Source organism: Streptomyces sp. NPDC088246 (genome assembly GCF_044741025.1).
GTDB lineage: Bacteria > Actinomycetota > Actinomycetes > Streptomycetales > Streptomycetaceae > Streptomyces.
In genome coordinates this window covers 118,221-135,063 of the sequence record NZ_JBIURV010000008.1, presented here as the reverse complement: position 1 = coordinate 135,063, position 16,843 = coordinate 118,221, and the positions used below count along the sequence as shown (strand labels likewise).

At 71.2% G+C, this 16,843-nt stretch carries 5 protein-coding genes and 4 pseudogenes; 7 read left to right on the top strand and 2 right to left on the bottom strand.

The features are described 5' to 3' along the window. Nucleotides 1-205: 205 nt before the first annotated feature. The 3 genes and pseudogenes from ACIPEK_RS14015 to ACIPEK_RS14005 all read left to right on the top strand — a co-directional run bounded on the left by ACIPEK_RS14015 (nt 206) and on the right by ACIPEK_RS14005 (nt 10,352). Nucleotides 206-8,629, top strand: a complete 8,424-nt coding sequence (locus ACIPEK_RS14015; protein WP_401994956.1) for a type I polyketide synthase — start codon at nt 206-208, stop codon at nt 8,627-8,629. 240 nt (nt 8,630-8,869) lie between these two features. After that, a pseudogene (locus ACIPEK_RS14010) lies at nt 8,870-8,956 on the top strand (IS5/IS1182 family transposase); the annotation flags it as partial. Between the two features lie 217 nt (nt 8,957-9,173). Next, nucleotides 9,174-10,352: a hypothetical protein gene (locus ACIPEK_RS14005; RefSeq protein WP_401994954.1), complete on the top strand. Its 1,179-nt coding sequence runs from the start codon at nt 9,174-9,176 to the stop codon at nt 10,350-10,352. Between the two features lie 196 nt (nt 10,353-10,548). On the opposite strand, the gene ACIPEK_RS14000 is transcribed toward ACIPEK_RS14005, so the two are convergent. Next, entirely contained in the window at nt 10,549-12,792 is a 2,244-nt protein-coding gene (locus ACIPEK_RS14000) for a PQQ-binding-like beta-propeller repeat protein (protein WP_401994951.1), read from the bottom strand. Between the two features lie 370 nt (nt 12,793-13,162). Next, on the bottom strand, nt 13,163-13,582 hold the full coding sequence (locus tag ACIPEK_RS13995; protein ID WP_401994948.1) for a secondary thiamine-phosphate synthase enzyme YjbQ: 420 nt from the start codon (nt 13,580-13,582) through the stop codon (nt 13,163-13,165). Nucleotides 13,583-14,164: 582 nt separating this feature from the next. On the opposite strand from ACIPEK_RS13995, the pseudogene ACIPEK_RS13990 reads away from it, so the two are divergent. The 4 genes and pseudogenes from ACIPEK_RS13990 to ACIPEK_RS13975 all read left to right on the top strand — a co-directional run. Beyond that, nucleotides 14,165-14,443: pseudogene (locus ACIPEK_RS13990) on the top strand (ABC transporter permease subunit); the annotation flags it as partial. Then, nucleotides 14,416-15,183: an ABC transporter ATP-binding protein gene (locus tag ACIPEK_RS13985; RefSeq protein WP_401994945.1), complete on the top strand. Its 768-nt coding sequence runs from the start codon at nt 14,416-14,418 to the stop codon at nt 15,181-15,183. The pseudogene ACIPEK_RS13990 and the gene ACIPEK_RS13985, both read left to right, overlap by 28 nt. A gap of 184 nt (nt 15,184-15,367) precedes the next feature. Then, a pseudogene (locus tag ACIPEK_RS13980) lies at nt 15,368-15,550 on the top strand (ABC transporter substrate-binding protein); the annotation flags it as partial. Beyond that, a pseudogene (locus ACIPEK_RS13975) lies at nt 15,547-16,748 on the top strand (LLM class flavin-dependent oxidoreductase). The pseudogenes ACIPEK_RS13980 and ACIPEK_RS13975, both read left to right, overlap by 4 nt. Nucleotides 16,749-16,843: the final 95 nt, after the last annotated feature.

Genomic DNA, 16,843 nt, shown 5'->3' with positions numbered 1-16,843 from the left:
AGCCGTCGCCTCCGGCGGGAGCGGGCCGACGGGGAACCCCCCTCGCAGGCGGGTCTGCCATTCAGGGCTCGCCAACCCGCGGCACGGTCCGGTCCGTTGCAGGTCTCGCCGGGCGCCGCTCCCCCGGCCCGACACGCCGGTCGTCTATCGTGCTCACCGGCAACTCCCGCATCCAGAGGAAGCGTTCATCCTGGTGACAGCGCACATGGCCACCCTCCGCCCGCTGCCGGATCTGCTCCGGGAGCATGCCCGGTGTCTCGGTACCAAGACCGCCTTCCAGGACGACCGTTCCCGTGTGACCTACGGGGAGCTGGAACTGCGAACCGGCCGGCTGGCGGGACATCTCGTCAGCCTCGGTCTGCGGCACGGCGAGCGAGCGGCGATCCTTCTGGACAGCCGGGTGGAGGCCGTCGAGAGCGTGCTCGCCGTCATCAGGGCGGGCGCGGTCGGTGTGCCGATGGACCCGCGGAGCACCACCGCCGAGTTGGCACACCTGCTGGACAACAGCGGGGCCCGGGTCGTCTTCACCGACCAGTCCTCCCTGGGCCGGTTACTGCCGTTGCTGCCGGAGCGCCCCCGGCTGAGCGTGGTGCTCGTCCAGGATGCCGCAACGCCGGACGGACCCCCGGCGGCGGGGGCGAGTGGCGGCTCGGCCGACGAAGCGGGCATGTTCCGCTACGCGACCCTGGCCGCCACCGAGCCGCCTGTGCCGGCTCCGGATGATCTCGGGCTCGACGAGGTGGCCTGGCTCCTCTACACCTCCGGGTCGACCGGCCTGCCCAAGGGGGTGCTGTCCACCCAGCGCAACCGGCTGTCGTCGGTGGCGTCCGGTTTCGTCGCCGTCCTCGGCCTGTCGGCGGACGACCGCCTGCTCTGGCCCCTCCCCCTCCACCACGCCATGGGGCAGCTCCTGTGCGTCCTCGGGGTGACCGCGACCGGAGCGTCCGCCATGCTCCTGCCGCGGTTTTCCGTGACGGCCGTACTGGGTGAACTACGCCGGACCGAAGACCCGTTCACGCTGCTGGCCGGTGTACCGGCGACGTACGCCCAGCTCGTCGACGCCGTGGGGGACGACGGGCTGGGGGCACCCGCGCTGCGTGGCTGCGTCAGCGGGGGCGCGGCCGCCCCTCCCGCTTTCCAGCGGGCCTTCGAGGAAATCTGCCGGGCTCCGTTCCTCGATCATTACGGAAGCACCGAGGCGGGGCCCATCACCATGACGGCACCGGGTGCCGCCCGGGTGGCCGGCTCCTGCGGCCGTGTGCTGCCGGGCATGCGGGCGCGTATCGGTGACGGCAGCGGCGCCGAGGCCTCGGGCGAGGGCGAGTTGTGGGTCTCCGGGCCCGGTGTCATGGCCGGGTACCACCAGCGGCCCGACGACACCGCCGAGGTCCTGCGCGACGGGTGGTACCGCACCGGTGACCTGGCCCGGATCGGCACCGACGGTGAACTCACCCTCACGGGCCGGGTCAGCGAGCTGATCATCCGGGCCGGGGAGAACATCCATCCCTCCGAGGTGGAGGCGGTGCTGCTGGCGCTGCCCGGAATCCGGGACGCCGCAGTGGCCGGCCTCCCGGACGAGGTACTCGGTGAAGTCCCGACCGCCTACCTGGTCCCGGCGAACGCCGGTGTCCTCGACAGGAGAGAGATTCTCGCCGCCTGCCGGGAACACCTCTCACCGTTCAAGGTGCCCGCCGCCCTCTACGAGGTGGACGCGATCCCGCGTACCGCCTCGGGCAAGGTCAGGCGGTACGCGCTCGCCGGCCTGTCCGCGCGCCCTCTGCCGGCCGGGGCCCTCACGCCGACGGAGGCGGAGACGGTGGACCTGACGGCTCTGGTGCGGACCGAGGTCGCCACCGTGCTCGGCTGCGCCGTGGACGAGGTGGAGCAGGGCACCGCGTTCCGTGACCTGGGGCTGGACTCATTGACGTCGACGGTCCTGTGCAACCGTCTGTCGGCGGCGACCGGTCTCCCGCTGTCCGAGTCCGCGCCCTTCGACTTCCCCACCACGGTCGAGCTCGCCGCACATCTTCTGGCGCGGCTCACCGGAGGGACGGCGACTGCCACGCCCAGCCGTCCGGAAGGGGCCGGTCCGGACGAGGACCCCGTGGTCATCGTCGGCATGGCGTGCCGCTTCCCCGGCGGCGCGGAGACCCCCGAGGACCTGTGGCGGCTGGTCGACGACGGGATCGACGCCATCACTCCCTTCCCCACCGACCGGGGGTGGGACGTGGACGGGCTGTACGACCCGGACCCCGGGCGGGCCGGCCGCACCTACGTACGCGAGGGAGGCTTCCTGTCCGGCGTCGACCGCTTCGACCCGGCCTTCTTCGGGATCTCGCCCCGCGAGGCCCTGGCCATGGATCCGCAGCACCGGTTGCTGCTCGAAGTCGCCTGGGAAGCCTTCGAACACGCGGGGATCGATCCCGGCACGGTGCGCGGCACGCGCACCGGTGTGTACGCCGGACTCATGTACAGCGACTACGCCGGCCGTCTCGCCCGCACACCGGAACGTGTGGAGGGCTACCTCGGCATCGGTAACGCGGGCAGTGTCGCCTCCGGCCGTATCGCCTACACCCTGGGCCTGGAGGGGCCGGCGGTCACCGTGGACACGGCGTGCTCGTCGTCACTGGTGGCCCTGCACCTGGCAGCCCAGGCGCTGCGCCGGGGCGAGTGCTCACTGGCACTCGCCGGAGGCGTCACAGTGATGTCGGCGCCCCTCTCCTTCGTCGAGTTCAGCAGGCAGCGCGCGCTGGCCCCCGACGGCCGCTGCAAGGCGTTCGGGGCGGCGGCGGACGGCACCGGGTGGGCCGAGGGCGCGGGAATGCTGCTGGTGACCCGGCTGTCGGAGGCCCGGCGGGCCGGCCACCGGGTGCTGGCCGTGGTGCGCGGTTCCGCAGTGAACCAGGACGGCGCGAGCAACGGTCTGACCGCGCCGCACGGACCGGCGCAGCAACGGGTGATCCGCCAGGCTCTGGCCGACGCCCGGCTGGCACCCGCGGAGATCGACGCGGTGGAGGCGCATGGCACGGGCACCCGGCTCGGCGACGTCATCGAGGCGGAGGCTTTCCTGGAGGCCTACGGGCAGGCCGGTACACGGGAACACCCGCTGTGGCTGGGCTCGGTCAAGTCGAACATCGGGCATACGCAGGCGGCGGCGGGTATGGCCGCTGTGATGAAGATGGTCCAGGCGATGGAACACGGCGTACTGCCGCGTACGCTGCACGCCGAGGAGCCGAACCCCGGCGTGGACTGGTCGTCGGGTGCGGTGTCGCTGCTGACCCGTTCGGTGCCCTGGCCCCGGACCGGGCGGCCCCGGCGTGCGGGTGTGTCGTCCTTCGGGATCAGCGGGACCAACGCGCATGTGGTGATCGAGCAGGCGCCGGTGGAGGAGCCGGGTGCCCCGGGCCACCCGGACAGCGGATCCGCGGCTGCCCGGTTGGCCGCGGCCCCGGTGGCGGCCGTGCCGTTCCCGGTGTCGGCGAGGAGCGCCCCGGCGCTACGGGCGCAGACTCGGCGACTGCGCGCCTACGTGGGCGGACGCCCCGGAACGGACCTGCTGGACCTCGGTTTCTCCCTGGCCACGACCCGCGCCCATTTCGAGCATCGCGCGGTACTGGTGGCCGCTGACCGCGACGAACTGCTCGCCTCGCTCGACGCGGTGGCCGAAGGCCGCTACCGGCCGGGCCTGAGCACGAGTGGCCCCCGCCCGGGGGGCCCGGTCGTCTTCATGTTCACCGGGCAGGGCAGCCAGCGGGCCGGCATGGGCCGGGAACTGTACGAGACCTACCCCGTCTACGCCCGTTCCTTCGACGAGATCTGCGCGCTGCTGGACCCGCTTCTGCCGAAGCCGGTACGGGACGTGGTGTTCGCCGCCGAGAACGCCGAGGGTGCCGAAGGCCGCACGGGGAGCGCCGAGGGTGCCGGGGGCTCGCGAGCAGGCGGGCTCCTGCACACGACGCGCTTCGCACAGCCCACGCTCTTCGCTCTGGAGATCTCCCTGTTCCGGCTGCTGGAGTCCTGGGGCGTACGCCCCGACATGGTGGCAGGGCACTCGGTCGGCGAACTGGCGGCGGCGCACGTCGCCGGGGTGCTGTCCCTCGCGGACGCCTGCACCTTGGTCGCGGCACGGGGCCGTCTGATGGACGCGCTGCCCACCGGTGGGGCGATGGCCTCGGTACAGGCCGACGAGAGCGAGGTCATCGCGTTCCTGGCGGGCGGACCGGACAGGGCGCGAGGGGTGGACATCGCGGCCGTGAACGGTCGCTCCGTGGTCGTCTCCGGGGACGAATCCGCAGTGCTGGAGGTCATCGCGCACTGGCGCGAACAGGGACGCGAGACCACCCGTCTGCGGGTGAGCCACGCCTTCCACTCGGCGCACATGGAACCCATGCTCGACGCCTTCGGCCTGGTCGCGCAGGGGGTCAGTTACTCCCCGCCGAAACTTCCCCTCGTCACCGCGGTGGCGGACCGGCCCGCAACCACCGAGGAGATCTGCTCGCCCCGGTACTGGATGGACCATGTACGCCGACCGGTCCGTTTCGCCGACTCGGTGCGGTACCTGCGGGAGCGGGGCGCCACGCACTTCGTGGAGCTCGGCCCGGACAGTGTGCTCTCGGGCCTGGCACGCGACTGCCTCTCCGGCCGCCGCCAGACGGCCACTGCGAACACGGCGGCGGCCACGCCCGGTGGCGGTGCGGACGGCCCCGCCCCTCTGGTCGTCCCGACGCTGCGCGGCCCACGGCCGGAGACCGGCGCGCTGCTCACCACGGTGGCCGCACTCCACGCCCACGGTGTGGACGTGGACTGGCACGCGGTCTTCGCCGGGCGCGGCGCACGGCGTACGGCGCTGCCCACCTACGCGTTCCAGCGTGAGCGGTACTGGCTGGAGGCCGACCTGCGGAGATCCACGGCGGAGCCCGAGGCCTCGTCCCATCCCTTCCTGCGAGCGGCGACGTCGACGGCGGACGACGACGGCCTGCTGCTGAGCGGCCGGCTGTCCCTGCGTGACCAGCCCTGGCTCGCCGACCACGCGGTGCTGGACACGGTGCTCCTGCCGGCGACGGCCATCGTCGACATGGTGATCCACGCCGGGGACCGGGCGGGAGCCTCCGTACTGGAGGAACTGACTCTGACGGCAACGCTTGTGCTGTCCCTCGACGAGACGGTCGAGCTTCAGGTGAAGGTGGCGCGAGCGGACACGGACGGGCGCCGGGCCGTGGTGTTCCACGCGCGGACGCACGCTCCCGGATACGACGACGGCCCTTGGACCCGCCACGCCTCCGGAGTCCTGACCCCTGCGGACTTCGGCCCTCCGGATCTGCGGACTTCCGCGGACGTGCCGTCTCCATGGCCTCCGGCGAGCGCCGTACCGCTGCCGCTCGGCACCGAGTCAGGTATCGGCCTCTACGAGGGACTTGCGCACGGCGGCCTCCGTTACGGACCGGCCTTCCAGGGCCTGCGGGCGGCCTGGCGCCTGGGCGACGACCTCCTCGCCGAGGTCGAACTCCCGGAGGAGGAAAACGCAAACGCCCGCCTGTTCACTCTGCATCCGGCCCTGCTGGACGCGGCGCTGCACACCCTGACGCTGGATCAGGCCGTCCCGGACGGCGACGACGGCGGCGGCAGCGGAACCGGGGCGGCATTGTCGCTCCCGTTCGCCTGGAGCGGTGTGCGGCTGTACGCGTCCGGCGCTCGCACACTGCGAGTGCGGGTGTCCCGGGCAGAGGGGAACAGAGCCCGGCTTGAGCTGACCGACGGGACCGGAGCCCCCGTGGCCACGGTGCGCTCACTCGCCCTGCGTCCGCTCTCCCGCGAGCAGTTGAGCGGCGTACGTGCCCACGGCGACTGTCTGTTCCGCCTGGACTGGACACGTCTGCCGGATTCCCCCGCCGCGATGTCGGCAAAGCCGCCTCTGTGCGGGCTCCTGGGCGGGCCCGGCCCGCGGCTGAGCGACAGACTCCGGCAGTCGGGCGTCCTGTCGGCGGTCTACACGGATCCGGCCTCGGCGGCAGCCGACGCACCGGCCGTCGTGGTCGCCTGCCCTCCGCTCACCGGGATGGACGGACCGGACCGCGCATCGGCCGCACACCGTGCGGCCGGCTGGGCGCTGCGGCTCGTACAGGACTGGCTCGCCGAGGAACGGCTCGCCAACTCACGTCTCGTCGTCCTGACGTCAGGTGTCGTCGCCACCGGAGCGGAGCCGGACGGAAGCATGCGCGACGACGATGCCGCTCTCGTCCACGCACCGGTCTGGGGGCTGCTCCGCTCGGCGCAGACCGAGAACCCGGGCCGCTTCTCACTGATCGATGTCGACGACCATCCCGCGTCCGCAGCGGCCTTGGTCCGAGCCTTGACGAGCCCCGAGCCGCAGACGGCCGTACGCCACGGTGTCGCGTACGTACCGAGACTGGTCCGCGCATCCCACGCGGCAACGGCAACGACAACGGCCGATGGTGCGCCACGTCGGCTGCACCCGGACGGCACCGTCCTGGTCACCGGGGGCTCCGGTTCCTTGGGCATGGCGTTCGCCCGTCACCTCGTGGTCGCGCACGGGGTGCGTCACCTGTTGCTCGTGGGACGGCGCGGAGCCGATGCGCCCGGCGCCGCCGAACTGTGCGCGGAACTCACCGAACGAGGCGCGGAGGTTACGGTGGCGGCCTGCGACGTCGCCGACCGTACGGCGCTCGCCGCTCTGCTCGCGAGCGTGCCGGAGGCACACCCGCTGACCGGCGTGGTGCACACCGCGGGGGTCCTGGACGACGGCGTGGTCCCGGCACTCACCCAGGAGCGGCTGGACCGCGTACTGCGACCGAAGGTGGACGCGGGCCTCGCCCTGCACGAGTTGACCCGGGGCAGCGACCTGGCGGTGTTCGCCCTGTTCTCGTCGGTGGCCGGGGTGTTCGGCTCCGGTGGCCAGGGCAACTACGCGGCGGCGAACTCGTTCCTGGACGCGCTGGCACAGCGCCGCAGGGCGCTCGGGCTGCCCGGCACCTCTCTCGCCTGGGGGCCGTGGCAGCAGAGCGGTGGGATGACGGCCGGGCTCCGGGGCGCGGACCTGCGCCGGATGGCCCGTTCCGGTTTCGTCCCGCTGCGGACCGAGGAGGGCCTTTCGCTCTTCGACACCGCCGTCGAAGGACAGGACGCAGTCCTGGTGGCAGCTCGTCTCGACCCGGCGGCAACCGGGGCACCTGGGGCGCCGCTCTCCCGTGTACCGGGCCGTGGGCCCGCACGGAGGGCCTCCGCATCGCTCACGGGGCCCGGCACCGAAGGCGAGGACTCTCCGCGCCGACGGCTGGCCGCCATGCCCGCGGGCGAACGCGGTGTTCTGCTCCTCTCGCAGGTCCGAGCGGAAGCCGCCCTGGCACTCGGCCACGGCGCGGGGGATTCCGCGGTCGAGGCGGACCGCGCGCTGGCGGAGCTGGGCCTCGACTCACTGGCCGCGGTCGAGCTGCGCAACCGGCTCGCAGCGCTGACGGGACTCGCCTTGCCGGCCACGATCCTGTTCGACTACCCGACGCCGCGTGGGGTCGCCGCCCACCTGGAGGAACGCTGGTCCCAAGACGCCCCTGAAGCGCCCGGCCCCTTGGCCGCTCCCGGCACAACCGGCCCCGCAGCAGCCGGTACCGCCCCGGGCGGGGCCTCCCCCCGGTGGCAGGACGGTGCAACGAGAAGGACTTCGGCCCCGAAAGGCACGGACGCCGACTCCTTGTCCGCGCTCTTCCGTACAGCGTGCGCCCGTGGCAAGGCGTGGGACGGGATGGCCCTCCTGACGATCGCAGCACGTTTCCGTGAGGTGTTCGAGGACGCCGAGGCCCTCGGCTCACCACCCTCGGCCGTCACCCTCGCGACAGGGGGCTCCGGGACCCGCCTGATCTGCTTCCCCGCCCTCAGCGCGCTGTCAGGGCCGCACGAGTACGCCCGTTTCGGGCGGGCCCTCCAGGACCGGCGTCCGGTTTCGGTGCTTCCGAACCCGGGCTTCTTGCCGCAGGAACTGCTGCCCGCCACACTGGACGCCTTCGTGGCGGCACAGACCGCCGCCGTGCGCGCGTGTGCGGGCGACGAGCCGTTCGTCCTGCTGGGGCGCTCGGCCGGCGGATGGGTGGCACACGTGGTCGCCGAAAAGCTTGAGAGCACGGGTCTGATTCCGTCCGCCGTCATCCTGATCGACACCTACCCCGGCGAGGACAGCAGCCTCGGCGGCAGCGGTGGCGACGGCCCCGCACTCTCGGCTATGGCCGCAGGCATGCTGGACAACTCCGCGCAGTTCGCCTCAGCCGAGACCGACCGGCTCACTGCGATGGCCGGCTACCTGGAGCTCTACGCCGGCTGGCAGCCGACGGCCCTGACGGCCCCCACCCTCTTCGTCCGGGCCGGAGACCGCTTGCCCGGTATCGAGGCGGCCGAGTCATGGAGCCTGCCGCACTCCGAGATCACCGTGCCCGGTGACCACTTCACCGTTCTGGAGGATCATTCCCGCACGACCGCCCTCGCCATCCACACCTGGCTCTCCGAGCACCTCCGAGTGGACGCGTCCGGAAGCGCGTCCCAGGGCCACGACGGGGTGGCCGGGCGGCAGCCGAGCTCCCGGCCGTCATCTGTCGACGGCGGTGGACCCGCTCATGGCCTCTGACTATCCCGTCTCCGTCAGCGCGAGCACCCGGCGGTCCTGGGCACGGGAGCGACGGCCGGGTGCCCGCAGGCCAGACCGATGTCCTGGGTGCCTGCAAGCGGATCCTCGCCCCCACTCCGGCGGGAAGGGCACATGGCCGACTGGAGACTTCGGAACCGGCTCGACCGCAAGCGGGGCGACAACACAAAGCCCGGTCCGCACCGCATGATTGATGTGATTGCGGCGTCGTAGTCTTCCTGGGTGGCCCCGTTCACTGGACTGATCCCACGAATCTTCGGCGGATCGGTGACCGCATTGCGTTGCGCAGGCGCCGACGCACCGCTCCGGAGATGAAGCCTGGCGCCGTTCGCTGCGGACAGGCAGCGCCTACGGAAGAGCCGGCCAGAACAGGGCGCCGGACCCAGTCCCCACTCGTTCTCGGGGGAACCGGCGCTGCCGTGCGACGGGATTCATCTGATGTAACGAGCCCGCTGTCAGTGGCAGCGGGCAAGATGGGCCGGATGACCGTCAGCACCATGGGGGGACCGTGAGCTCTGCCGCACACGTGTACGTGATCAGCCACGCCAAGCACAAGGCGCTCAAGGTGGGGGTCGCCGGGGGCAAAGGCAGACAGACGGCCCGGATCGACCAGCACCTCCGCGACGGCTGGGAATTGCATCGTGCGGTGCTTCTGCCCTACCGGCCACATGCAGAGGCCGTGGAGAAAGCGGTCCTGAACGAACTTCGTGCCGTACGTGGGTTGGGCGCGTGTCTCAGCTCGTCGCAGATGCCGCAGGGCGGCTGGACTGAGACGGTGTCATCGGACGCCATCAAGGTGTCGGACCTGTGGGACCTCGTGGTGAAGTTCGTAGAGAGTATGCCGGAGGCGCCGCCGCCCCGGGCCGTCCCGCGCCCCCGTGCCAGCTCGACGGAGCCCGGAGTCGGGGACGATTGGCCGGAGATCGTGCAGGGCTGGCTGGTGCAGAACTGGGTGAAGGTCAAGCAGGGGGCCGTCGACCGCTCCTGGTTGCCCTGCAGCAGCTGTGGAACCGAGCCGCGCTGGACCGGGGAGGATCGGTCCACGGCGGGTTGGAGTGAGGGTATGTGCAGGTACTGCGCGGTGGACGAAGAAACCTTGAAGAGTCCGGGGCGCGTCGTGATCATGCACCACCCGGGTCACGCCGCCACGCTGGTACAGGCCTCCCCCATGGGGAAGCAGGACACCCACATCAGCGAGCATCGCGCGCATGGCTGGCGACTCCACGCGGGACTGCGATGCCGCCGCCTGTACGACGCTATCCGGATCGAGCAGGGCCTCTTGCAACGTCTCAGTGATGACGGGTTGCGCCCTTTCGTGCCCCCGAACTTGATGCCGCAGCACGGCAGCGACGGCACCGTGGACGCGCGGTGGTTTGCGCCGTCAGCGCTGTGGGACCTGGTGAATGCGGAGGTGTCCCTGCTGCGCTTCCAGCAGGACCGGTATCTGGAACGGCACATAACGCAGGAAGACGCCCGACGCGACATGAGCTGGATCTCCCGGATGCCGGCCTCTGCCGATGAGCGGCGCCGCCGGAACCGGGACGACTTTCTCGGGCCGTTCAGGCCTGATGCTCCGTGGTGGGAGGGCCTGCCCCAGGAGATGCGGGCCGCCGACTACGAGACATACGAGGCACTGCGGGACCTGCCCCGCACCAAGGAGGAGTGGCTACGGCGCGAGGTCGCCGCGCTGGGCCTGGTCGGCTGACGTGCGTCCAGCAGTGCGGCCCAGTCCCAGATTGCCGGACGGCGTCATGGGACGTTCGGACATGGCGAGTAGGCTTTCGTAACGCTACGGCCGCGGCGCACTCGCACAAGACGCGACCTCGCTGCGTAGGCGACCGAGCGAGCCGCTGAGGTGTCCGCACGGCAAGGAAGGCGGCCGGCGGCCCGTTCCGCCGGGGTCAGCCCGACTTCGGCGGCTTCTGCGCGTCGAAGGCGAAGAGAGTGTTCTTGGCCGCGGCCACGATCACTGCACGCCCCGCGACGGTCACGCGCGGGCTTGCGCCCTGCTCGCCCGTCAAACCATCGGCCTGCGGATCTGTTGTCCACAGGGGTTTGCCATCGTACGGCGACAGCGCGACCACCCGGCCGGTGGCCGAGCTGAAATACAGCGCGCCGGCTCCCGCCACGGGACCCGACGCGCCCTCCACGCCCGTCTGCCGGGACCACTTCTTCCGGCCGGTCGCGGGGTCGAGCGCCGTGACGAGACCGGTCTGGCTGCTCACGTAGAGGGCGCCGTCCGCCATGCCGGGCGTCCCCGAGTATGTCTTGGCCAGCCGGGAGTACGTGACCTTCCGCGAGGCCGGGTGGACCCGCGCCACCCCGTCGTAGCCGGCCAGCGCCGGTCCCTCCATGTGCACCTGAAGGAGTACGAGCCCGTCGTTGGCGACGCCCATCGGCACGGCGGGGCCGTCGACCGCGATGTGCCTGCCCAGTGTCCCCGAGGCGCGGTCGACCGGGTACAGGGTGGGGTGGCGCACCTCCAAGGCATCCACCTCCGCATTCGTCGCGCACATCGCGAAGAGCTGCGGGCCCACCGGGACGGGAGCGCACTGTGTGCCCGCGGGGAACGGCGTCTTCCAGGTAACCGTACCGCTGTGCGCGTCCCGGGCCTCGAAGCGGGAGTTGGAAGCGTCGACCGTCACAACGGCGGAGCCGAGCACAACGGCGTCCTGAGTCCGGCCCGTGACGGCCTTCGACTGGGCGCCGGACGGCGCGGACCACAGCTCCCGGCCATTGTTCGCGTCGATGGCCACCACCTCACTGGGAGGGCCCTGCGGGGCGTCCTGGGCGGCGAAGCGGTAACCGAGCACCGTGTCGTCGGTGGCGCCCACCAGGTGCATGCCCTGGACGGGCACGCCCGGACTCTTCGCCGTCCACACCCGCGAGCCGTCCGAGGCCCTGATACGGGTCGCGACAACACCGCCGCCCCCGCAGAACAGCGCGTCGCCGCGCGCGACGCAACGCAGCTCGTCGGGGATGTCCTCCTGACCGCCCAGCACGGTCTTGCGCCACGGCCGGAAGCCGTCCGGAAGTGCGGCACCCGGCGCCGCAACGCTGTTGCCCTTGTCGCCGCCGCTGTTCCCCCCGAAGCCGCCCGCCTTCAGCGCGGCGGCTCCCCCGCCGATCGCTGCCACCGCGACCGCGGCCGCGAGCACGGGACGCCATCGGCGACGCAGACGGCGGCCGATGGGGATGCCGGTGCTCCCTGTATCGGGACCGGTCGGGGCGGTGGTCGGGGCAGTCGGCGCCGGGGTGGCCGGCGTCGCGAAGTGATGCTGGGTGATCATGTCGCGGGTGCGGCCCGCGCCAACCCCGTTCGCGTCGGTCCCGCCGAGGTCGGCCGGCAGGTCCCGCAGCAGCACGAGGAGTTCGTCCGCCGAGGGACGCCCCTCGGGCTCCTTGTCCAGGCACGGCTCGACGACCGCGCGCAAGGCCACCGGCACGGCATCCAGCGACGGCTCCTCGTGCACCACCTGGTACGCCGTCATGTAGGGGCTGTCCGCGTCGAAGGGTCCGTGGCCCGTCGCTGCGTAGACCAGCAGCGTCCCCAGCGAGAAGACATCGGACCGCGGCCCCACACCACGCGGCGCCTGCAACTGCTCCGGCGACATGAAGGGCGGCGTACCGATGACCCGCCCTGTCATCGTCAGCGTCTGCTGGTCCACGGCGCGCGAAATACCGAAGTCGATGACGCGCGGGCCCTCGGGCGAGAGCACGACGTTCGAGGGCTTCAGGTCACGGTGGACGACCCCCACCCGGTGGATGTCGCGCAGCGCCTCCGCCAGCCCGATGGCGAGCCTCCTCAGCTCCGCTCCGTTCAGCGGGCCTTTCGTCGCGATGTGCTGGGCGAGCGTGTGCCCCTCGATATAGGTCGTCGCCATCCACGGCTGCTCGGCCTCAGGGGCAGCGTCGACCACGGCGGCGGTGAACGCGCCGCTCACCCGCCTCGCCGCCGCCACCTCCTGCCGGAAACGGATGCGGAACTCGTCGTCCCCCGCGAACTGCTGGTGGATCAGTTTGATCGCGACAGGTCGCCCCGAGCTCGTACGGGCCAGAAAGACCGTGCCCATGCCACCCGAGCCGAGCCGCGCCTCAAGCGGATAACCGCCGATCTCGGCTGGATCACCTCCGCGCAGCGACACTCTTCCCGTCCTCCCGTCCCCCGTGCACCTCTGCCGCCACGGGCCTGCGTACCTGTCCTGCACACAAACTAGCCGCAGGGCAGTACGGCAGAGCAAAGCGGGTGACGAAAGGGAGCCCGGGGCTGCTCCCGTGCCGCACACGACGAAGCCCCGCCAAGAGGATGCGAATCAAGATCCGGGCCATTCCCGGACCATCGCCGCACCACATGGCTCAGAAACCGCCGTTTTGGCTGGCCAGCAGGGCAATGCCCCGTGTACCACCAGCAGACGAAGAACCTGCTGGCCGCCTTCGCCCGCCATGCTGCACCCACGCGCGCTGCTCATTTGGTGCGGCCGGACTTCCCCTCTGCAGTCCCAGCGAGGCGACCGGCTAACCAATGAAACTCAGCCGCACCTGACGGTCTGTATTACTGATGTTCGTATCGACCAGACACACGGACTGCCACGTCCCCAGTTCCAGCCGCCCCCCGATCACCGGCAGCGTTGCGTGCGGCGGGACGAGGGCGGGGAGTACGTGGTCGCGGCCGTGGCCCGGGCTGCCGTGGCGGTGTTGCCAGCGGTCGTCGGCGGGCAGCAGGGTGTGGAGGGTGGCCAGAAGGTCGGCTTCGCTGCCCGATCCGGTTTCCAGGAGGGCGATGCCGGCGGTTGCGTGCGGTACGAAGATGTTGAGCAGACCGTCCCTGGCGGCGGTCCGGGTGAGGAACTGTTCGCATTCGTGTGTCAGGTCGGTGACGGTCTCCGTCGATCCGGTGGTGATGTGCAGGACGCTGGTGGTGAAGGCGTTTGGCATGCCTCCATCCTCTCGCTCATGCGGCGAGATCGTGCGTCCACGTGCCGAGACGCCATTGACCGTTTCAGCCATGGATCGCTACGTTCAGCGCCATGTTCCGTTCAGCTCTGCTCACTTCGCGCGGTCACATCGACCTGCTGCAGGTGGCTTCCGCCGCCTGTCGTCGCGGCTGCTGACGTCCTTTCAGCGCACCGCCCCCCACCGGTGACCGGGCGCTCCGGCCGCCCGTTCCCGCTGACGTACATGCCTGTTCGCATGTGCCCCGGCGTATTCCGCCTCGTCGACCGCGTGTCGTAGCCCCTGTGCCGTAGCGGCAGCAGCGGTTCACACACGCATGTGGCCGGGGTGTGCCTCCCCCTGCCCATGGACTGCTCGTGGAGCCCTCATGACCATCGGCCATGCTCTCGCCCCACCGGACATATCAATAGAATCCGGTAAAACATCTGTTTCATCCTCTCGTCGGTCGCTCGATCTCGAGCCGGTTGTTCCGGCCCCGGCCCGGGGTGTGCGCCTACGGGCGGTGCCCCGTTGGATCCGGCGTACCGTCGGGCCGCTGCTGCTTCTCGTGCTGTGGCAGGTGCTCTGATTCGGCATGTGGTGCTGCCGGGCGCGCTCCCCGGGGCGATGACGGGGCTGCGCTGTTCGCTCGCCACCGCACGGCTGGCACTGGTCTTCGGCGAGTCCGTCAATGCCGATGCCGGGATCGGCTTCCTGATGAATCAGGCCCGGGAGTTCTTCCGTACCGATGTCATCGTCGTCCGCCTCGTCGTCCATGCCTTCCTCGGCCTCGCCGCCGATGTCATCGTCCGCATACTCGAAAGGCTGCTGCTGCAATGGCGACCGACCTTCCCGGGGCAGTGAGCTCCCCCGCTGCGGCCGACCGGACCGAGACCGCCGTGCGGGTCGAGGGGCTGACCCGCTCCTTCGACGGCAGGGCCGTTGTCGACAGGCTCGATCTCACCCTGCGCTCTGGCGAGTTCACCGCACTCCTCGGACGCAGCGACTGCGGGAAGTCGACATTGCTGCGGGTGCTGGCCGGGCTGGACCGTGAGATCGAGGGCACAGTGCTCGTACCCAAGCGGCGCGCCGTTGCTTTTCGGGCACCTCGGCTGATGCCGTGGAAGCGGGTCTGGCGCAATGTGCTGCTGGGGCTGCCCGGAAAGCCCGAACGTGAGTTTGCCGAGCGCGCATTGGCGGAAGTCGGGCTCAAGGAGCGGTCCCGGGCCTGGCCCAAGACGCTCTCCGGGGGTGAGGCACAGCGCGCCTCGCTGGCTCGAGCGCTGGTGCGTGAGCCCGATCTGCTGCTCGACGAACCGTTCGGCGCACTCGACGCGTTGACCCGGATCAAGGCTCAGCAACTGGTGGCCGAACTATGGCAGCGGCGCGGCTGCGCCGTGCTGCTGGTCACACACGACGTGGACGAGGCGCTGCTGCTGGCCGACCGTGCGCTGGTGATGCGGAACGGAGCGATCGCGTACGAGACCCCCGTCGCCCTGGACCGGCCGCGCACCGTGGGCAGTCCCGAGTTCGCCGCACTGCGCTCGCGGCTGCTGGCCGAACTGGGTGTCGAGAGTGCCGCCGCGGCCGCCGAAGCCGCCTGAACAGTCATCCGTCGGTCACCGATTTCCGGCACGCCCCGATGAAGGAGAAGCCGATGAGAGGCCGTACCCTGCCCGCCCTGCTCCCCCCTTGTCCTACTGCTGGCCGCGTGCGGCGGAGCCACGTCCGCCTCCACCAAGGACAACACCGACGGCAGGGGCAGCGTCACCCTCAACATCGGTGCTACGGGAGCCGGGTGCCATCGATCCTGCTGCGATCGCCTCCGAGCAGGCGGTCGCCGACACCTTCGCCGACCTGAAGCTCATTCCGCGGCGCTTCACCCTCAAGGACTACGTCGACACCCGCTTCAACCGCGATCTGCCCCCGTCCTCCGCAGCTCCCCGTTCGTACGGAGAGGCCTCGTCATGAGTGTTCATCTGCACTGGTTCCTGCCCACCGGCGGTGACGGACGTACGCTCGTCGACCGGCACGCGTACACCGACGGCGGGATCAGGCGGAACCGGATCACTCCGGTGAGCGGGGTGCGTGCGCCCGACATCGAGTATCTGGCGCAGATCGCCAAGGCCGCCGAGCAGCTGGGCTTCGAGGCGGTGCTGACGCCCACCGGCACCTGGTGCGAGGACGCCTGGCTGACGACTGTGGCACTGGCTCAGCACACCGAGCGGCTGAAGTTCCTGGTGGCATTCCGGCCTGGTGTCATCTCGCCGGTGCTCGCGGCGCAGATGGCCGCGACGTATCAGCGGATCGCCCGGGGACGGTTGCTGCTCAATGTGGTGACGGGTGGCGACTCGACGGAGCAGCGGCGGTTCGGCGACCATCTGGACCACGACCGGCGTTATGCGCGGACCGCCGAATTCCTCTCGGTGGTGCGTGGAGCGGGCGGTCTTACGACTTCGACGGTGAGCACTACCAGGTGGAGGGCGGACTGACCGCGCTGCCGCCGGACCCGTTGCCGGACATCTTCTTCGGCGGGTCGTCGGCAGCGGCCGGGCCGGTGGCCGCCGCGCATGCCGATGTCTATCTGACCTGGGGCGAGCCACCGGCCGCGGTGAAGGAGAAGATCGACTGGATCCGCGGGCTGGCGGAGAAGCAGGGCCGTACGGTCCGCTTCGGTATCCGGCTGCACACCATTTCCCGCGACTCGTCGCGGGAGGCGTGGGCGACGGCCGACCGGCTGCTGGGCGATCTCGATCCCGAGACGATCGCCGCCGCTCAGCAGGCGCTGGGGCGGAGCGAGTCGGTCGGGCAGCAGCGGATGCTGGCGCTGCACGGCGGCTCACGCGACAAGCTGGAGATCTCGCCGAATCTGTGGGCGGGCGTCGGTCTTGTGCGGGGCGGTGCGGGCACCGCGCTGGTCGGGAGTCATACGCAGGTCGCCGACCGGATCGAGGAGTACCACGCACTGGGTGTGGAGCACTTCGTGCTGTCCGGTTACCCGCATCTGGAGGAGGCGTACTGGTTCGGCGAGGGCGTGACGCCCGAGCTGGCGGTGCGTGGGCTGTTGTCGACCGTACCGGCGTCGCCGTTGCTCGGTGTGCCCGCGGCGAACGGCCGGCCGGCGTCCGCGCCGGGCGGGGCTCCGCTGCTGATCGCCGGTGGACGCTGAACCGGGTGGTGCGGTGAGCCGGAAGGCCGGGCCGGTGGGCCGGTGTGTCGCCGTGCCGGTGCGGCGGCCGGTGTGAGGGAACCTCAGCAGATCGC